Source organism: Actinomycetospora lutea (assembly GCF_028737205.1).
Classification (GTDB): Bacteria; Actinomycetota; Actinomycetes; order Mycobacteriales; family Pseudonocardiaceae; genus Actinomycetospora; species Actinomycetospora lutea.
Map to the genome: position 1 here is coordinate 51,036 of NZ_JAQZAL010000013.1, position 18,650 is coordinate 69,685.

The 18,650-nt window shown below is 74.3% G+C and carries 17 protein-coding genes; 10 read left to right on the forward strand and 7 right to left on the reverse strand.

Features of this window, described 5'->3' with window-relative positions:
* The first annotated feature begins 272 nt into the window (after positions 1-272).
* Positions 273-3,056, forward strand: coding sequence for a pyruvate dehydrogenase (acetyl-transferring), homodimeric type (aceE, locus tag PHK61_RS15690; protein ID WP_274281928.1), 2,784 nt, complete (start codon positions 273-275; stop codon positions 3,054-3,056).
* A gap of 232 nt (positions 3,057-3,288) precedes the next feature.
* Complete coding sequence (locus tag PHK61_RS15695; protein WP_116710338.1) at positions 3,289-3,492, forward strand: cold-shock protein; 204 nt, start codon at positions 3,289-3,291, stop codon at positions 3,490-3,492.
* Positions 3,493-3,668: 176 nt separating this feature from the next.
* Here PHK61_RS15695 and PHK61_RS15700 read toward each other — a convergent pair whose 3' ends face one another.
* Entirely contained in the window at positions 3,669-4,316 is a 648-nt protein-coding gene (locus PHK61_RS15700; RefSeq protein ID WP_274281929.1) for a pirin family protein, read from the reverse strand.
* A 20-nt stretch (positions 4,317-4,336) separates the two neighbouring features.
* Here PHK61_RS15700 and PHK61_RS15705 point away from each other — a divergent pair, with 20 nt between their 5' ends.
* The 5 genes from PHK61_RS15705 (at position 4,337) to PHK61_RS15725 (ending at position 9,151) form a co-directional block, all read left to right on the forward strand.
* On the forward strand, positions 4,337-5,509 hold the full coding sequence (locus tag PHK61_RS15705; protein ID WP_274281930.1) for a PucR family transcriptional regulator: 1,173 nt from the start codon (positions 4,337-4,339) through the stop codon (positions 5,507-5,509).
* A gap of 148 nt (positions 5,510-5,657) precedes the next feature.
* The gene (locus tag PHK61_RS15710) at positions 5,658-6,590 is read left to right on the forward strand and encodes an ACP S-malonyltransferase (RefSeq protein WP_274281931.1); all 933 of its coding nucleotides are present in this window, start codon (positions 5,658-5,660) and stop codon (positions 6,588-6,590) included.
* Positions 6,587-7,567 carry a beta-ketoacyl-ACP synthase III gene (locus PHK61_RS15715; protein ID WP_274281932.1) on the forward strand — a complete coding sequence of 327 codons (981 nt, stop codon included), beginning with the start codon at positions 6,587-6,589 and terminating at the stop codon, positions 7,565-7,567. The genes PHK61_RS15710 and PHK61_RS15715 overlap by 4 nt, the downstream gene beginning before the upstream one ends.
* A 64-nt stretch (positions 7,568-7,631) precedes the next feature.
* Positions 7,632-7,874 carry an acyl carrier protein gene (locus PHK61_RS15720; RefSeq protein WP_274281933.1) on the forward strand — a complete coding sequence of 81 codons (243 nt, stop codon included), beginning with the start codon at positions 7,632-7,634 and terminating at the stop codon, positions 7,872-7,874.
* Positions 7,875-7,888: 14 nt separating this feature from the next.
* A complete protein-coding gene (locus PHK61_RS15725) occupies positions 7,889-9,151 on the forward strand; it encodes a beta-ketoacyl-[acyl-carrier-protein] synthase family protein (protein ID WP_274281934.1) in 1,263 nt (420 codons plus the stop codon).
* 45 nt (positions 9,152-9,196) lie between these two features.
* On the opposite strand, the gene PHK61_RS15730 is transcribed toward PHK61_RS15725, so the two are convergent.
* Both PHK61_RS15730 and PHK61_RS15735 read right to left on the reverse strand, forming a co-directional pair.
* Positions 9,197-9,802 (reverse strand): hypothetical protein, encoded by a 606-nt coding sequence (locus tag PHK61_RS15730; protein WP_274281935.1) that lies wholly within the window; start codon positions 9,800-9,802, stop codon positions 9,197-9,199.
* A gap of 57 nt (positions 9,803-9,859) precedes the next feature.
* A complete protein-coding gene (locus PHK61_RS15735; protein ID WP_274281936.1) occupies positions 9,860-10,351 on the reverse strand; it encodes a DUF3145 domain-containing protein in 492 nt (163 codons plus the stop codon).
* Positions 10,352-10,517: 166 nt separating this feature from the next.
* Between PHK61_RS15735 and PHK61_RS15740 the strand changes: the two genes are divergently transcribed.
* Together PHK61_RS15740 and PHK61_RS15745 are read left to right on the forward strand one after the other, a co-directional pair.
* Positions 10,518-11,726 (forward strand): MFS transporter, encoded by a 1,209-nt coding sequence (locus PHK61_RS15740; RefSeq protein WP_274281937.1) that lies wholly within the window; start codon positions 10,518-10,520, stop codon positions 11,724-11,726.
* An 873-nt stretch (positions 11,727-12,599) separates the two neighbouring features.
* Positions 12,600-13,787, forward strand: coding sequence for a GGDEF domain-containing protein (locus PHK61_RS15745; protein WP_274281938.1), 1,188 nt, complete (start codon positions 12,600-12,602; stop codon positions 13,785-13,787).
* 10 nt (positions 13,788-13,797) lie between these two features.
* On the opposite strand, the gene PHK61_RS15750 is transcribed toward PHK61_RS15745, so the two are convergent.
* Positions 13,798-15,006 (reverse strand): acyl-CoA dehydrogenase family protein, encoded by a 1,209-nt coding sequence (locus PHK61_RS15750; protein ID WP_274281939.1) that lies wholly within the window; start codon positions 15,004-15,006, stop codon positions 13,798-13,800.
* 4 nt (positions 15,007-15,010) lie between these two features.
* Positions 15,011-15,523: an NUDIX hydrolase gene (locus PHK61_RS15755; RefSeq protein WP_274281940.1), complete on the reverse strand. Its 513-nt coding sequence runs from the start codon at positions 15,521-15,523 to the stop codon at positions 15,011-15,013.
* 68 nt (positions 15,524-15,591) lie between these two features.
* On the opposite strand from PHK61_RS15755, the gene PHK61_RS15760 reads away from it, so the two are divergent.
* Positions 15,592-16,689, forward strand: coding sequence for a carboxylate-amine ligase (locus PHK61_RS15760; RefSeq protein WP_274281941.1), 1,098 nt, complete (start codon positions 15,592-15,594; stop codon positions 16,687-16,689).
* A 50-nt stretch (positions 16,690-16,739) separates the two neighbouring features.
* On the opposite strand, the gene PHK61_RS15765 is transcribed toward PHK61_RS15760, so the two are convergent.
* Both PHK61_RS15765 and PHK61_RS15770 read right to left on the reverse strand, forming a co-directional pair.
* Positions 16,740-18,203, reverse strand: a complete 1,464-nt coding sequence (locus PHK61_RS15765) for a DUF2867 domain-containing protein (RefSeq protein WP_274281942.1) — start codon at positions 18,201-18,203, stop codon at positions 16,740-16,742.
* Between the two features lie 55 nt (positions 18,204-18,258).
* Entirely contained in the window at positions 18,259-18,468 is a 210-nt protein-coding gene (locus PHK61_RS15770; protein ID WP_274281943.1) for a hypothetical protein, read from the reverse strand.
* Positions 18,469-18,650 lie beyond the last annotated feature (182 nt).

Sequence of the window (18,650 nt, forward strand, 5' to 3'; positions counted from 1 at the left end):
TGCCGCAGCGGGCGCAACCAGCCACGCGGGTCGGGTGCCCGTGTCCGTGCCGCGGAACCACCGCCGACGACCCGCACCGGGCTACTCGCGGGTAGACGTGACGCGGAGGTCATCGCGGGTGACGATGGGGTGACCAGGCACGTCAGCACGACCATCAGCGGCGCGGCGCCACCGGGGACCACCGGGCAGAATCGGTTCCGAAATCCGGCCGGAGCCCGCGATCCGGGCTCGGCCGCGCGCCGTCGACGAACCAGCGACAGGGAGAGCGATCCGTGACCACCCACAAGGGCTCCGCAGGCGCGGACACCGGCCGGGTCCACATCATCCGCGACGGGCTCTCGTCCCACCTGCCGGACATCGATCCGGACGAGACCTCCGAGTGGATCGAGTCGTTCGACGCGATGCTCGAGGGCCAGGGCGAGCAGCGGGCCCGCTACATCATGCTGCAGCTGCTCCAGCGCGCCCGCGAGCGCCGCGTCTCGGTCCCGTCGCTGTACTCCACCGACTACGTCAACACGATCCCGACCGACCAGGAGCCCTGGTTCCCCGGCGACGAGGACACCGAGCGGCGCTACCGGGCCTGGATCCGGTGGAACGCGGCGGCGATGGTGCACCGCGCGCAGCGGCCGGGCGTCGGCGTGGGCGGCCACATCTCGACCTACGCGAGCGCGGCGAGCCTCTACGAGGTCGGCTTCAACTGGTTCTTCCGCGGCAAGGACCACCCCGGCGGCGGCGACCACGTCTACATCCAGGGCCACGCCTCCCCCGGCATCTACGCCCGCGCGTTCCTCGAGGGCCGCCTCGGCGCGCAGCACCTCGACGGGTTCCGCCAGGAGCTCTCGCACGCCGGGCCCGGCGGCGGGCTGCCGTCGTACCCGCACCCGCGCCTCATGCCGGCGTTCTGGGAGCACCCGACGGTCTCGATGGGCCTGGGCCCCATCAACGCGATCTTCCAGGCGCGCTTCGACCGCTACCTCGAGAACCGCGGGATCAAGGACACCTCCCAGCAGCACACCTGGGCGTTCCTCGGCGACGGCGAGATGGACGAGCCCGAGTCGCGCGGCGCCATCCACGTCGCCGCGGCCGAGGGCCTGGACAACCTGACCTTCGTCATCAACTGCAACCTGCAGCGCCTCGACGGGCCGGTGCACGGCAACGGCAAGGTCATCCAGGAGCTGGAGTCGTTCTTCCGCGGCGCCGGCTGGAACGTCGTCAAGGTCATCTGGGGCCGCGAGTGGGACCGGCTCCTGCACGCCGACCGCGACGGCGCCCTGATCAACCTGATGAACACCACCCCGGACGGCGACTTCCAGACCTACAAGGCCAACAACGGCGCCTACGTCCGCGAGCACTTCTTCGGCCGCGACCCGCGGACGAAGGACCTGGTCAAGGACCTCTCCGACGCCGACGTCTGGAACCTCAAGCGCGGCGCGCACGACTACCGCAAGGTCTACGCGGCCTACCAGGCGGCGATGGAGCACCAGGGCCGCCCGACGGTCATCCTGGCCAAGTCGATCAAGGGTTACACGCTCGGCCCGACGTTCGAGGGCCGCAACGCGACCCACCAGATGAAGAAGCTGACGCTGCAGGACCTCAAGACGTTCCGCGACGAGGTCCGCGTGCCGATCAGCGACGCCGAGCTCGAGCGCGACCCCTACCTGCCGCCGTACTACCACCCGGGCGCCGACGCGCCGGAGATCGAGTACATGCTCGACCGGCGGCGCCAGCTCGGCGGCCCGCTGCCCGAGCGCCGCCTGCGCAACAAGCCGCTCGTGCTGCCCGGCGACAAGGTCTACGACGTCGTCAAGCGCGGCTCGGGCAAGCAGGAGATCGCCACGACGATGGCGTTCGTCCGCCTGGTCAAGGAGCTCACGCGCGACGCGGAGGTCGGCAAGCGCGTGGTGCCGATCATCCCCGACGAGGCGCGGACCTTCGGGATGGACTCGTTCTTCTCCAACCTGAAGATCTACAACCCGCAGGGCCAGCTCTACACCTCGGTCGACCACGACCAGCTGCTCGCCTACCGCGAGTCCGAGGCGGGCCAGCTGCTGCACGAGGGCATCAACGAGGCCGGGTCGGTCGCCTCGTTCACCGCGGTGGGGACGTCGTACGCCACCCACGCCGAGCCGATGATCCCGATCTACATCTTCTACTCGATGTTCGGGTTCCAGCGCACCGGCGACGGCATCTGGGCGGCCGCGGACCAGATGGCGCGCGGCTTCCTGCTCGGCGCCACGGCCGGGCGCACGACGCTGGTCGGCGAGGGCCTGCAGCACAACGACGGGCACTCGCTGCTGCTCGCGGCCACGAACACCGGCGTCGTGGCCTACGACCCGGCGTACGCCTTCGAGATCGGGCACATCGTGCGCGACGGGCTGGCGCGCATGTACGGCGAGGCCGACCCTCACCGGGACCCGAACGTCATCTACTACCTGACCGTCTACAACGAGCCCTACCGGCAGCCCGCCGAGCCCGAGGGCCTCGACGTCGACGGCCTGCTACGCGGGCTCTACCGCTACGCCCAGGCCCCGGGCGGCCCCGGTCCCCGCGCGCAGATCCTCGCATCGGGTGTCGCGATGCCGTGGGCGCTCGAGGCGCAGCGGATGCTGGCCGAGGAGTGGGGCGTGCAGGCCGACGTGTGGTCGGCGACGTCGTGGGGCGAGCTGCGCCGCGACGGCGTCGAGTGCGACGAGCACAACCACTCCCACCCCGAGGCCGACGTGCGCACCCCGTACGTCACCGAGGCGCTCTCCGACGCCGCGGGCCCGGTGCTCGCCGTGTCGGACTGGATGAAGGCCGTGCCGGACCTGATCCGCAAGTGGGTGCCCGGCGACTACTCCGTCCTCGGCACCGACGGCTTCGGGCTCTCCGACACCCGCCCGGCGGTCCGGCGCCACTTCGGGGTCGACCCGCAGAACATCACGGTGGGCGTGCTCGCCGCGCTGGCCCGCCGCGGCGAGGTCGGCCGCGACACGGTGATCCGCGCCGCCGAGCAGTACCAGATCGACGACCCGCAGGCCGCGGGTCCGCAGACCTCGGATTCGGGGGTGGCCTGAGGCCCCTCGTGGGGCGAGCGGTGATCGTGCGGTGACCGTTCGTCGCGAGATCGGCGATCGGGGCTGGCAGAGGCCCCCGTCCTTCCGGATAGGCTGTCGGCGTCACGTCGCTCGGACGTCCCCGGACGATCCGAGCAGCGGGACTCCGACGTAGGGAGCCACGGCTCCGGCGGCGGATCTGAAGGTCGGGGCGGAAGAACATCGCCTCGTGACATCGGTATGAGGAGCAGGAATGGCAGAAGGCACCGTCAAGTGGTTCAACAGCGAGAAGGGCTTCGGCTTCCTCGCTCCCGACGGTGGTGGCGCTGACGTGTTCGTCCACTACTCGGCCATCCAGGCCCGCGGCTTCCGCACCCTGGACGAGGGTCAGCGCGTCTCGTTCGACGTCGAGCAGGGCCAGAAGGGCCTGCAGGCCGTTCAGGTCACGCCGCTGTAAGCAGAACCAGCGGAGTTACCTCTCGAAAACGGGGGCGGTGCGTCGGGAGACGCACCGCCCCCGTCGTGTGTCCGGGGTCGGGCGCGCTCGGGGTGGCGGGCGCGCTCGGGGTGGTGGGCTCCCTGAGTGCGTGGCACGCAGCGAGGGTGACCTCGCCCCGCCCCCGCCCCGCGCGGTCAGGCGGTGGTGACGACGAGGAGTTCGGCGCCGTCGGGGCCGGCGTCGAGCGCGACCGGGCCGGCGCCCGTGATCTCGAGGCTGTCGCCGGCCACGGCGTCGCCCAGCGAGCCCCGCGTGACGTGCACGTGCCGGAAGGTGCCGTCGCCGGGCCTCCACTCCCCCGGCCCGATCCGGGCGATCGTCACCGTCACGCCCGGGCGGCGCAGCGCCAGGGTGAGGTCGCCGTCGACGCGGTGGTGGGTCAGCGACGGCTCCCCGGGCGGCGGGTCGTCCATCCCCGGCGTCACCCAGACCTGGACGAGGTGCGCCGGGCCGGTGTCGGCGGCGCGCTCGTCGTGGTGCCAGCCGGTGCCGGCGACGAGGTGCTGCAGGGTGCCGGCGGGCACCGGGGTCTCGGTCCCGTCGGGGCCCGTGTGGACCATCGTGCCGTCGAGCACCCAGGCCAGGATCTCGACGTCGCGGTGCTCGTGGGCGCCGTAGGCGACGCCGGCGTCGAGCACGTCGTCGTTGTGCGCGACGAGGGCGCCGAACGAGGTGCGCGCGGGGTCGTAGTGGTGCCCGAACGACAGCCCGTGCCGCGAGCACACGCCGCCCCCCTCGGTGACGGGGCGCTCGCTGCTCGGGAGGCGTCGCACGGTCGGCATCCGTGCCATGCTCCCCGGTCATGGACAGCGCCGCGGCGCGGGCGGGCGTCCGCCTGACCACCCTGCGGCGCGTCGAGAAGGCGTCCGGGGACATCGCCGCCGCCGGGGTCGCCGCGATGGCCGAGCGGCTGGCGTGGTTCGGCCGGCTGACCGCCGAGCAGCGCTCCGGGGTCCTGCTGGTGACCCAGACCGGGGCCGGCAACTTCGCCGCCTGGCTGCGCGACCCCGATGCCACCCCGCGCCTGACCGCCGAGGCCTTCCGCTCCGCCCCGCTCGACCTGGCGCGCCGGGTGACGCTGCGCCAGACCGTCGAGCTGGTGCGCATCGCCATCGAGGTGTTCGAGGAGAGCATCCCGCCGCTGGGTGCCGACGAGGCCGAGCGCGCCGCCCTCGTGCACGCCGTGCTGCGCTTCGGGCGCGAGGTGGCGTTCTCCGCGGCCACGGTCTACGCGAGCGCCGCCGAGGCCCGCGGCGCGTGGGACGCCCGGCTCGAGGCACTGGTCGTCGACGCCGTGGTGCTCGGCGAGGCGGAGGCGACGCTGCTCTCCCGCGCCTCGGCGCTGGGCTGGGACCCGGCGGCCGAGGCGACGGTGGTGGTCGGGGAACCGCCGTCGGAGGAGCCGCCCGAGCCGCTGCACGCCGTGCGGCGCGCGGCGCACCGGGCGGGCGCGACGGTCCTGCTCGGCACCCACGGCGCGCGCCTGGTGATGATCGCCGGGCCGGGGGCGCCGCTGGCGCAGCTCTCGACGTCGTTCGGGCCCGGTGCCGTCGTCACCGGACCGACCGTCGCCGGGCTCACCGAGGCCCACCGCAGCGCCGCCGCCGCGCTCGCCGGGCACCGCGCGGTGCGGGCGTGGCCCGGCGCGCCGCGTCCGGTGGCCGCCGACGACCTGCTGCCCGAGCGCGTGCTCGACGGCGACGCGCAGGCCGTCGAGCAGCTCCGGCGCGAGGTCGCGACGCCCCTGCGCGAGGCCGGTGGGGAGCTCGCGGCGACCGTGGAGTGCTACCTCGACGTCGCCGGCGTGCTCGAGGCAGCTGCCCGGGCGCTCTTCGTGCACCCCAACACCGTGCGCTACCGCCTGCGCCGCGTGGCCGAACTCACGGGCGTGCACCCCGGCGAGGCGCGCGGTGCGCTGGTCCTGCGACTGGCGATCGGGCTCGACCGTCTCCACCCGGACGGACACCCCGAATGAGCCCTGAGCAGGGCGGACACGGCGCGGGCGGAGGTCTCGCGCGAGGTGTGTGAGCCAGGGCATTGTGGGAACTCGACAACCGCGACGGACCGGAGTTCGTCGCCCCGACACCTTCGGACCGACCCCGAGCCGTGATGAGGTGGCCTACGTGATCGCGATCCTCGCCCCGGGTCAGGGCGCCCAGAAGCCCGGCATGCTCGCCCCGTGGCTCGACCGCCCCGAGGCCCGCGGGCGGCTCGAGGCCTTCTCCGACGCCGCCGGGCTCGACCTCGTCCACCTCGGCACCGAGGCCGACGCGACCGCCATCGAGGACACCGCGGTGACCCAGCCGCTGCTCGTCGCCTCGGCGCTGCTCGCCTGGGACCAGCTGCGGCTGGAGGTCACCGTCCCCGACGACGCGCTGGTCGCCGGGCACTCCGTGGGCGAGCTCGCCGCGGCCGCGATCGCCGAGGTCATCGACGCCGAGCAGGCCGTCGCCCTGGCCGCCGTGCGCGGCAGGGAGATGGCCGCCGCGTGCGCGCAGGAGCCGACCACGATGGCCGCGGTCCTCGGCGGCGACGCCGACGCCGTGCTCGCCCGTCTCGCCGAGCTCGACCTCGAGCCGGCCAACCGCAACGGCTCCGGGCAGGTCGTCGCCGCGGGCCCCCAGGAGTCGGTCGACCAGCTGGTCGCCGAGCCGCCCGAGGGCGCCCGCGTCCGGCCGCTGTCGGTCGCCGGGGCCTTCCACACCCGCTTCATGGAGCCCGCCGAGAAGGCGCTCGGCGAGTGGGTCGCCGAGCACCGCGGCGAGCTCGCCCCCGCCGACCCGTTGCACCCGCTGCTGCAGAACGCCGACGGCGCGGTGGTGACCAGCGGGTCGGAGTTCCTCGACCGCCTCGTCGCCCAGGTGACGCGCTCGGTGCGCTGGGATGCCTGCATGGACACCATGCGCGATCGCGGCCTCGGCGCGGCGATCGAGCTGACCCCCGCCGGCACGCTGTCCGGCATGGTGAAGCGCCAGGTCAAGGGGACGCCCACCCACAACATCAACACGCCCGACGACCTGGAGAAGGCCGTGCAACTGATCAGGGAGCACTCGTGAGGCTCCAGCTCACCCCGCAGGCGCCCGGCGCCCGCATCCTCGGGCTCGGCAGCATGCAGCCCGACAGGGTCATCACCAACCACGACCTCGAGAAGATCGTCGAGACCAACGACGAGTGGATCCAGAGCCGGGTCGGCATCGTCGAGCGGCGGTTCGGCTCCGAGAAGGACTCGGTCGTGTCGATGGGCGTGGAGGCCGGGTCGAAGGCCCTGGCCGACGCGGGCCTCGCCCCCACCGACCTGGACGCCGTCATCGTCGCGACCTGCACGATGTCCAAGCCGATCCCCAACGCCGCCGCGCAGACCGCCGACCGCATCGGGGTCAACGGCATCGGCGCGATGGACGTCAACACCGCCTGCGCCGGCTTCTGCTACGGCGCCGGGCTGGCCGGCGACATGATCCGCTCGGGTACCGCGAAGCACGTGCTGGTCATCGGCTCGGAGAAGCTCTCCGACTGGCTGGACATGAACGACCGCTCGACCTGCATCATCTTCGCCGACGGCGCGGGCGCGGCGGTGATCGGACCGGCGGCCACCGAGGAGGAGGTCGGCGTCGGCCCGGTCATCTGGGGCGCCGCGGGCGACCTCGTCTCGACGATCCACATCGACGAGACCGACGCGCTGCGCCAGGAGGGCCAGGCCGTGTTCCGCTGGGCCACCACCAAGATCGCGCCGGTGGCCCTGCGCGCGGTCGAGGCGGCCGGCCTGCAGCCCTCCGACATCGACGTGCTCGTCCCCCACCAGGCCAACCTGCGCATCGTCGAGGCCATCGCCAAGCGCCTGCGCCAGGTCGGGGGCCGCGACGACCTGCGCGTCGCCGACGACATCCAGTACTCCGGCAACACGTCGTCGGCCTCGATCCCGATGGCCATCGACCACATGCGCGGCGCCGGCCGCGTGAAGTCCGGCGACGTCGCGCTGCTGGTCGGCTTCGGCGCCGGCCTGTCGTACGCGGCACAGGTCGTCGTCCTGCCCTGATCTGCCCTACGGTGCCGACCCGAGCACTGCCGTCCTGAGAAGTCCGCACGAAGAAAGGGAGCCCGTGGCGACCAACGAAGAGATCCTGCCCGACCTCGCGAGCATCGTGGAGGAGGTCGCCGGCGTCGACGCCGCGGAGGTCACCGCGGAGAAGTCGTTCGTGGACGACCTCGACATCGACTCGCTCTCGATGGTCGAGATCGCGGTCCAGGCCGAGGACAAGTTCGGGGTCAAGATCCCGGACGACGAGCTGGCCAAGCTGACGACGGTCCAGGACGCCGTCAACTACATCTCGAACCACTCCTGAGAGAGGGCGACTTCGTGAGCAGCACCGGCCAGGGGGTCGTCGTCACCGGTATGGGCGCGACGACCCCGCTCGGCGGCGACGTGGCGACCACCTGGGACGGCCTCCTGGCCGGTCGCGGCGCCGCCTCGAAGATCGAGGAAGACTGGGTCGACACGTTCGAACTGCCCGTCAAGATCGCGTCGCAGCTCGCCGTCGAACCCACCGAGGTCATCAAGCGCGTCGAGGCCCGCCGCCTCGACCGCAGCGAGCAGACCGCGATCATCGCGGCGCGCGAGGCCTGGCAGCACGCCGACCTCGGTGACTACCCGAACGCCGAGGACGGGTCGCCCAAGGTCGACGCGCTGCGGCTGGCGGTCATCGTCGGCACCGGCATCGGCGGGGCGCTGACCCTGCTCGGCCAGGACGACATCCTCGAGCAGCAGGGCCTGCGCAAGGTCGCGGTCCTGACCATCCCGATGCTCATGCCCAACGGCCCGGCCGCGCACGTCGGCCTGGAGTTCGGGGCGGCGGCGGGCGTGCACGCGCCCGTCTCGGCCTGCGCGTCGGGCGCCGAGGCCATCGCCTGGGGCTGGCGCATGCTCATGGCGAACGAGGTCGACGTCGTCGTGGCCGGGGGCACCGAGGCGTGCATCCACCCGATCACGCTCGCCGGCTTCAGCCAGGCCCGCACCATGGCGCTGCGCAACGACGAGCCCGAGCGCGCCTCGCGGCCGTTCGACACCGGCCGCAACGGCTTCGTGCTCGGCGAGGGCGCGGGCATCGTGGTGCTCGAGCGCGAGGAGTTCGCGCAGGCCCGCGGCGCGACCGTGCACGGGCGTCTCGCGGGCATCGGCACCAGCGCCGACGCGTACCACATCACCGCCCCGGATCCCGAGGGCACGGGGCAGTCCCGCGCCATCGCCGCGGCCCTGCGCACGGCGGGCCTCGAGCCCTCCGACGTCGGTCACGTCAACTGCCACGCCACCGCGACGAGCGTGGGCGACGTGGCCGAGACGGTGGCCGTCAAGAAGTCGATCGGCGACCACCCGGTGCTCACGGCGCCGAAGGGCTCGCTGGGTCACCTCCTGGGCGCCGCCGGGGCGGTCGAGGCCATCTCGACGATCCTGTCGGTGCGCGAGGGGCTCATCCCGCCCACCGCGAACCTCGAGGAGCTCGACCCCGACGTCACCCTCGACGTCGTGGCCGGCGAGGCCCGCAAGCAGTCGCTGGACGCCGCGATCAGCGACTCCTTCGGCTTCGGCGGGCACAACGTCTGCCTGGCGATCACGCCGGCCTGAGGCCTCGCCCGAGCTCGCTGCGCTCGTCCTGCGTCCGCCCGACGGCTAGCAGGGCGAGCGCAGCTGGCTGCCCGGCCGCGGGTCGAGCAGGCGGGGCCGGCCGCCCGCGGTCTCGACGACGGCGCTGATCTGCCAGCAGAGGCGCGGCACGCGCACGTCCGGCGGGGCGACCGCCGGGTCCTGGGTGGTGACGTAGCCCAGCGGCACGACGAGCTCGCCGCCGGCGACCGGGTCGATGCGCCGGATCACGACCGAGCCCACCCGCTGGGTGCGCGCCGTGTCGGCGAACGTCGTCGGGTCGATCCGCGCGTCCGGCACGAGCGTCTCGCGGTAGGCCGAGAGATCGCCGGCGTTGCGGGCGTCGGTCCAGCGCTGGAGGAGGTCGCGCACCGCGGCCGAGTCGGGGTGGACGGCGGCGGCCGGCGAGAGCACCACGGCCGGCGAGCCCGCCGAGCCGTCCGCGGGCAGCTCGGCGCCCACGAGCACCGGCCCGGTGTCGCCCACCGCCGCCCGGCCGACGGCCGCGGCACGGGCCCCGAGCAGGGCGCCGGCGATCACGATCATGACGAGCGCAACGGCGAGGACCACCGGCAGGACGACTCCCGGGCGCAGGCGGTCCGCCAGCGCACCGTCACGGAGCCGCCCGAGCATGCCGTCCAGCCTGCCAGCCTCCCCCGACACGATCGGTGGGCGTCCTGCGCCGCGTGGTCAGCCGACCTGGTGCAGCCGCGCGGGCGCCACGCCCTCACCGGCGAAACGGAACTCCTCGAGGGCGTCGTCCCAGCGTGTGCCCAGCATGTCGTCCATGCGTCGCGTGAGCGCCTCGCGGGTGCTCGCGCCCGCGAGCGCGGCGCGGACCTGGTCCTCACCGAGGACGATGTCGCCGTTCGCGCTGGTGCGTCCGTGCCAGAGACCGAGCCCCGGGACGTGGCTGAAGCGCTCGCCGTCGGTGCCCGGCGAGGGGTCCTCGGTGACCTCGAAGCGGACCATGCCCCAGGCGCGCAGCGCGGTCGCCACACGGGCCGCGGTGCCCACGGGCCCGGCCCACGACACCTCGGCACGCGCCGTCCCCGGCGCCGCCTCCTGGGCGGTCCAGTCCAGCACGACACGGGCGTCGAGGACGCCCGAGATCGCCCACTCGACGTGCGGACAGACCGCAGACGGCGACGAGTGGACGTAGATCACGCCACGGGTGCTCACTGCTGACCTCCGACTCGACGAGAAGCGTCTTCCCCAACGTCCTCGTCCGCGGGCAGAGATCGAACTGATCGCAACCGCCGTGCAGTGTGCACCGTGATGCTGTTGTGGCGCCAGTGTCACCGGATTCCGGGCGTGTCGCCGCCGGGAACCGTAGAGTCGTCCCACCGTGACCGAGGATGACGGTCCGCACACGGGCGGTGCGCGGTTCCGGGACGTCCTCACCGACCCCCAGTTCTTCGCGCTCTGGCTCGCCCAGCTGCTCTCGGTGCTCGGCGACCAGGTGGCGCGGGTCGCCCTCGCGGTGCTCGTCTTCACCGAGACGGCGTCGGCGGGCCTGACCGCGCTGACCTACGCGCTGACCTTCCTCCCCGACCTCGTCGCCGGCCCCCTGCTCTCCGGGATCGCGGACCGGGCGCCGCGGCGGCTGACGATGGTCGTCAGCGACCTCCTGCGCGCCGGCATCCTCGCGCTGATGGCCGTGCCAGGCGTGCCGTTCTGGGCCCTGTGCCTGCTCGTGGTCGCCGGCCAGCTCATCGCCGCCCCCTTCGCGGCGGCCCGCGCGGCGATCCTGCCGCACGTGCTCACCGGGGAGCGCTACGTCGTCGCCTCGGCGGTCTCGGGCACGACGTACCAGAGCGGCCAGGTCCTCGGCTTCGCCCTCGGGGGACCGCTGGTGGCCCTGGTCGGCGTCCCGGTCGCGCTGCTCGGCGACGCGCTGACGTTCGTGGTCTCGGCGGCCATCCTGCAGTTCGGGGTGAGCGAGCAGCGCGCCACCGGGGCCTCCGAGCGCGCCGCCGGCCTGCGCGACGGCGCCCGGATCGTCGTGGGCGACCGGAAGCTGCGGGCGCTGGTGGCGCTCGCCTGCGTGTCGGCGTTCGTCGTGACGATCGAGGGGCTCGCGGCGCCGTACGCGGCGGCGCTGGGCGGCGGCCCGGTCGCGGTGGGGCTGCTGCTCGCGGCGAACCCGCTCGGCGCGGCGCTGGGCATCGTGCTGCTCGCGCGCCTCGTGCCGCCCGGGCGTCGCGACCGTCTGCTGGGCCCGCTCGCGGTCGCCTCGTGCGTGCCGCTGATCGCCTCGGCGCTGGACCCGCCGCTCGCGGGGGTCGTGGCCCTGTGGGTGGTGTCGGGGCTGGCGTGCGCCTACCAGGTGCCGGCGAACGCGGCCTTCGTCGCGGCGGTCCCCGACGCCCACCGCGGGCAGGCCTTCGGGCTCGCGGTGACCGCCCTGCGCGTCACCCAAGGCCTCGGCGTCCTGCTCGCCGGCGTGCTCGCCGAGGCGACGGGACCGGCGGTCGCGGTGGCCCTGGCCGGCGCGCTGGGCGTGCTCGTCGCGCTCGGGTGCGCCAGGGCGTGGGCGCGTGCCCGGGCCGGGTGACGCGAGGGACGCCCTCGCTGCGTCGGGCGCAGTGAGGGCGTCCCTCGCTCCCACGGTGGGCCGGCGTCGCCCGAGGGGCGCGCGACGCGGGGCCTTGCCACGACTCCTAGTGCCAGTTGGAGTCGGCGAAGTGCCAGTTCGAGTCCCGGTGCCAGTTCGAGTCCGCGTAGTGCCAGTTGGAGTCGCGGTGCCAGTTCGAGTCGGCCACGGGAGTTCCTTTCGTCGGGATCGCGGCGCCGGCCGGGACGGGTCGTCCCGCCGACACGGAAGTGGCCCAACGCACACGCTGAGTGGTGAACCCGAGTACGGCGTCGAGCGCCGTGCGCAGGTCGCGCAGCGTTGACGGAGAGCGACCGCACTGTCACATCCGGCCGCACTCCGCGTCACGTCCGCCCCTCGATGTTGGTCAAAGAAGCGGTGTGTGACCAGACGGCGACTGGGCGTCAACCATCGGAGTGATCTCTTCCCAATGGGTGACGCCTCCTGCCGAGATCCACAGGTCGTCGGTACCGTGTTCCGCACGCGGACACCACCGGTGGCGAGTGCCGCCGGACCGGGAGGAGGTCACTCATCGTGACGGCGCGTGAACCCTGGAGGGGTCCCATCGACCCCGGGTCCGCGCTCACTCCCGCGCCCGGAGCAGTCCCGCCCGATCGTTCGGTACGCGCAGTCACCGACGCCGACCTCCCGGCCGGTCCGGGCGGGTCGGTGCGTCCCTGGCGTCCCGCTCGTCGGCACCGTCACGGCGCCACCGGGTCGGGCACGGGGTCCGGCTCGTCCGCGACGCCCGATGTCGCGCAGACCACACCGGGACGTCGCCTCGACCCCCGGCGCTGGAGCCTGTGGCAGGCACCCCGCCGGGTCGTCGTCGCCGTGCTCGTCATCGACGTCCTGGCCGTCGCGCTCTCGGTGGCAGTCGCCGGGCTCGAGCCGATCGGCACGGCCGACTGGCGCGCGCTGGCCCTGCTCGTCCTCGGGCTGGTCGTCCACGTCGAGACCGCCCGCGGCATCGAGCGGCGCCGCGAGATCGTCGCCGACGGGCAGCCCTACATCGAGCTCAAGTCGGTGTGGAGCTTCGCCGGCCTGCTGCTGCTCCCCCTCGGGCTCGCGCTCGCCCTGGTCGTCATCACGTTCGCGTACTGGTGGCTCCGGGTCAGCCAACGCCCCGTCGTGCACCGGTGGACCTACTCGGCGGCGACCGTCCTCATCGCCTCGGTCGCCGCGTGGGGCGTGCTCGAGCTGATGCCCGGCGGCCTGCTGGCCAAGGTCGCGGGCCCGGTGGGGCTCGCCGTGCTCGTCGCCGCCGGTCTGACGCGCTGGGTCGTCAACCACGGCCTCGTCGTGTTCATGATCTGCCTCAACGCCCCCGGCACGCCGTGGTGGAAGCGGCTCGGGGCGCCCACCGACACGCTCATCGGTCTCGGCGCGCTCGCCCTCGGCGCCGCGCTGGCCGTCGTGGCGCTGACGACGCCGTGGCTGCTGCCGGTGCTGCTCATCCCGGTGATGGGCATGCACCGCGGCTTCCTCATCCAGCAGTTCGCCCGCGCCGCGCGCACCGACCCCAAGACCGGGCTCGCGAACGCGTCGGCGTGGCGCGACCAGGCCGACCGCGAGCTCGCCCGCCTGCGGCGCCGCGGCGGCGAGCTCGGCGTGATCATGGTCGACATCGACGCCTTCAAGGCGATCAACGACCGGTACGGGCACCTCGTCGGCGACGCCGTCCTGCGCGCGGTCGCCGACACCCTGCGCACCGAGGTCCGTCCCTACGACGCCGTCGGGCGCTTCGGCGGCGAGGAGTTCGTCGTCCTCGTGGCCGAGGCCGGGCGCGAGCAGGTCGGCGCCACCGCCGAACGCCTGCGCCGGCGGATCAGCGAGTGCGAGGTCGCCGTCTCCCCCACGCTCGGCGGCGGCGTCGTGCGGGGCCTGACGGCCTCGATCGGCACGGCGTCGTACCCGGAGGCCTCGCACGACCTCGACGGCCTCATGGTCAGCGCCGACACCGCGCTCTACGCCGCCAAGCACGGGGGGCGCAACCGCGTGGAGTGCGCTCCCCCGCGCTAGGTCCGGTGGCTCAGCGGAACGCGGCGATGCCCGTCAGCGCCTGCCCGATCGACAGGGCGTGCATCTCCTCGGTGCCCTCGTAGGTCAGCACGGTCTCGAGGTTGGTCATGTGCCGGAACACCGGGTACTCGAGCGTGATCCCGTTGCCGCCGAGCACCGTGCGCGCCGTGCGGGCGACGTCGAGGGCGGCCCGGACGTTGGCCATCTTCCCGAAGCTGACCTGGGCCGGGTGCAGCTGCTCGGCATCCTTGAGCCGCCCGATCCGCGCGGCCGTCAGCCCGGCCTGGTTGACCGCGACGACCATGTCGGCGAGCTTGCGCTGGGTCAGCTGGAACCCGGCGATGGGCCGGCCGAACTGCTCGCGGTCGGTCGCGTACGCGAGCGCCGACTCGAAGCAGGCCCGGGCCGCGCCCACCGCGCCCCAGAGGATGCCGTAGCGCGCCTCGTTGAGGCACGACAGCGGCCCCTTGAGCCCGCTGACCTCGGGGAACACGGCGTCGGCGGGCAGCCGGACGCCCTCGAGGACGAGCTCGGCGGTCAGCGACGCGCGCAGCGAGAGCTTGTGCTTGACCTCATTGGCGGTGAACCCGGGGGTGTCGGTGGGCACCACGAAGCCCCTGATGCCACTGCTGCCCGCCGAGCCGGCGTCGGGGTCGGTCTGGGCCCACACGACGGCGACGTCGGCGAGCGTCCCGTTGGTGATCCACATCTTGGAGCCGTCGAGCACCCAGTCGGCGTCCGGTCCGGAGCCGTCGCGGCGGGCGCGCGTGCGCATGGAGCCCGGGTCGGAGCCCGCGTCGGCCTCGGTGAGCCCGAAGCAGCCGAGCGCGTCGCCGGTGGCCATCGACGGCAGCCAGCGCTGCTTGTGCTCCTCGGAGCCCCAGCGGTGGATGGCGAACATCGCGAGCGAGCCCTGCACGCTGACGAAGGAGCGCAGACCCGAGTCGACGGCCTCGAGCTCGCGGCAGGCCAGCCCGTAGCTCGTGGCGTTGGTGCCCGCGCACCCGTAGCCCTCGAGGTGCATGCCGAGCAGCCCCAGCGAGCCCAGGCCCTTGGCGATGTCGCGGGGCAGGGTGTTCGACTCGTACCACTCCGCGATGCGCGGGGAGAGCTCCGCGGCGGCGTAGTCGCGCACCGCGTCGCGGATGTCGCGCTCCTCGGCACTCAGGTCGGCGTCGACGGCGAGGAAGTCGCTGGGGGCGGGAGCTGCGGGCGCCATGCCCTCACGGTAGGCGGTCGACGGCGTCCTCACCGGCCCAGAAGGCCGCGAATCCGGGGTGCAGTGGCAGGTCCGACACCTGGTCGGCCGGCGTCCAGCGCAGCTCGGTCGCCTCGCCGTCGGTCGGGGCGAGCGCCGGGGGGTCGCCGGTCTCGAGCCGGGCGTGGACGGTGACGTAGGACCAGCCGCCGTGGTCGTCGACGGTCTCGCCGGTGGTGCGCACCCGGGAGGCGTCGACGCCGGTCTCCTCGACCGCCTCGCGCAGGGCGGCGTCGTGCGCCGTCTCGCCGCTGTCGCGCGCACCGCCCGGGATGCCCCACGTGTCGCCGTGGTGGCTCCACCAGACGCGGTGCGCGAGCAGGACGCAGTCGCCGTGGCGCAGCAGCAGCCCGGCCGCGCCGTACCGGCCCCAGTGCCGGTGCCCGGCGTCGCAGACCACCCAGCCGTCGCCGTCACCCCGTCCACGGGTCGAGCTCCGCTCCCCGATCGGCGTGCTCCCCTCGATGTCTCCCCGCACACCGATCACGCTAGGCCGTCGGGCGTGCGGGGGCAGGACGGGCGAGCGCCAGCGGGTAGACGGAGACCATGACCGAGGTGCCCCCGTTCGGGGCCGAGGAAGAACTGCTGCTCGTCGACCCCGCGAGCGGCGCGCCCCGCGGGCGGGCCGGCACCGTGCGCGACGAGGCCGACGGCGACCTCGACGGCGAGATGCGCACCGAGCAGGTCGAGACGGCCACCGCGCCGCACCACAAGGCCGACGACCTCGCCGACGACCTGCGCCGGCGCCGCCGCGAGGCCCGCGAGGCCGCCCGCGCGTCGGGGGTGGACGTCGTGGGGCTCGCGACCTCACCGGTCGCCCCGGACGTCGAGAGCGAGCCCGGCGCGGTCTCCGAGGGGCGCTACGGGCGGATCGCCGACCGCTTCGGGGCGATCGCGACCTCCCAGCTCACGAGCGGGCAGCACGTGCACGTCGAGGTGGCCTCGCCGGAGGAGGGCGTCGGCGTGCTCGACCGGGTGGGTCCCTGGCTGCCGGCGCTGCGGGCGCTCGCCGCGAACTCCCCGCACTGGCGGGGCCACGACACCGACTACGCGAGCTACCGGTCGGTGGTGTGGTCGCGCTGGCCGTCCGCGGGCCCGACGCGGGTGTTCGGGTCGCTGGCCGCGTACGACGAGGCCGTCGCGGCGATGCTCGCGACGGACACGGTGCTCGACGACGCGATGGTCTACTTCGACGCCCGCCTGTCCCGCGAGCTGGGCACCGTGGAGATCCGGGTGACCGACGTGGCGCTCGAGGTCGACGACGCCGTGCTGGTGGCGGTGCTCGCCCGCGCGCTCGTGCTCACCGCGGCGCGCGAGCACCGCGAGGGCGGCCCGCTGCCCGCCACGCCGGTCGAGGCGCTGCGGCTGGCGCACTGGCGGGCGTCGCGCCGGGGGCTCGGCGAGCACCTCGTCGACCCGCGCACCGGCCGCCCGGCGCCCGCCGCCGCGGTGCTCGAGGCGCTGCGCGAGCACGTCGCCGACGCGCTCACCGACGCCGGCGACCACGAGCGCGCGAGCGACGGCCTCGCGCGCCTGCTCGCCGACGGCACGGGCGCGGCGCGCCAGCGCGCGGCCACGGGCCGGGCCGGCGGCGACCCCGCGGCCGCGGTCCACGACGCCGTGGCGCGCTTCCTGCCCGGGTAGGTCGTTCGGCGTATGTGAGCGAAATTCCCGGCTATAGCCGGGAATTTCGCTCACATGGGGGGCGCGAGGGGGATGACGGCGGCGCGGGCGGCGATACCGCGGGCCATGGCGCCGAAGACGGCGGGCGCGCCGGCGAGCAGCGCGCGACCCCAGACCAGGCCGGCGAGGCCCGTCGGGACGAAGCGCACGGCGAGGCGCAGGTGCGAGCCGTGGCCCGACACGTCGGGGTCGACGGCGAGCTCGAGGGTCAGCCGGCCGGGCGCGCGCATCTCCGAGCGGAACCGCAGGCGCACGCGCGGCTCGACGACCTCGACGCACCAGCCGTCGACCACGTCGCCCATGGCCAGCGCCCGGCGCGCGGGTCGTCCGCGGTACCCGCCGACGCCGCCCAGGAGCTGGTCGGTCCAGCCCCACACCGTCCACACGCCGAGTGGCACGAACCAGCCCGCCTCGCCGCCGATGCCGTCCACCACCGCCCACAGCTCCGTGACGTCGGCGGGCGAGGGCTCCGTGGTGCTCCAGCGGTACACCGTGCCCCCGGAGCCCGCGGGGTCGGTGGGTCCGGCGAGGGCGGGGTCGTCGTCCGGGGCCGGCGGCTCGTCACGCCGGCCGAGTGCCGCGCGCACCGCGGCGTCGTAGGTCGTGCGCCCGCCCGGCGGCGGCCCGATGACGGTGAGCACGTCCTCCTCGGCACAGACCAGGTCGTCGGCGAGGGACTCGATCAGCGGCGTCGCCAGCTGCCGCGACAGGGGCGTGAGGGCCTCGACGACCCGGCCGGCGAGCGCGGGCCCGCCCGGCGGAACGGGGACGGGGACCGGCACCACGACGCCCTGCGGCAGCCCCGCGAGGCGCAGGTAGCGGCGGATGAGCTCCAGGTAGCTCAGGACGTCCGGGCCACCCACGTCGAAGCGCCGGTTGACGTCGGCGGGCAGGTGGAGCGCGCCCACGAGGTAGTGCAGGACGTCCGCGATCGCGATCGGCTGCGTGCGGTGGGCGAGCCACGGGACCGCGGGCAGCACGGGGACGCGCTCGGCGAGGTAGCGGATCATCTCGAAGCTCGCCGAGCCGGATCCGACGACGATCGAGGCCTCGAGCGCGGCGGCGGGGACGTCCCCGGCGAGGAAGACGTCGGCGACCTCCGCGCGGGAGGACAGGTGCCGCGAGGGGTCCGGGGATGCAGGCCGCAACCCGCCGAGGTAGACCAGGCGGCGCACCCCCGCGTCGGCGGCCGCCGTGCTGACCGTCCAGGCGGCGGCGCGGTCGCGCTCGGGGAAGTCGGGGCGCTCGAGGGCGTGGGCGAGGTGCACCACCGCGTCGGCGCCGGCGACGAGCGCGGCGACCGCCGCCGGGTCCGCCAGGTCGCCGTCGACGGCGTCGACCTGCTCGTCCCACCCGGTGGCCGCGAGCTTCGCGCGGTCGCGGACGAGCACGGCGACGTCGTGATCCTCCTCGAGCAGGCGCCGCACGAGGCGCACGCCGACGTACCCCGTCCCCCCGATCACCGCGCAGCGCATGCCGCCATCCTGGAGCGCGCCCGATCACCCCGGCACCCCCGGGTGACCTCTCCGCCTAGCTGACCGTGGGCTTGCCCGGGCGGTCGGCCGCACGCTGGTCGACGAACAGCCCGCCGCCGCGCCGGGTGACGAGCACCAGCTGCCAGATCGCGAAGGCGAGCACGATGAGGCCGATCACCGTCTGGCCGAGGACCAGGGCGACGATCCCGCCGGTCATCGTCACCCAGATGACGATGTCGCGTGCTGCCCGTCGCGCTGTCTTCACCGGTCCGCCCTCCCGCAGAGGTCTCGGCCCGACCGTCGCCCGATCGGGGAAACCGACCGCTCCAGTGTCGCGCGCAGGGGACGGAATCGCAGCGCATCGCTCCACAGGACATCGGTCCCCACCCGTTCGCGAGGATCTGTTGGCGGAACGTGAGCAGACACTGTGACAAACGACACACACGT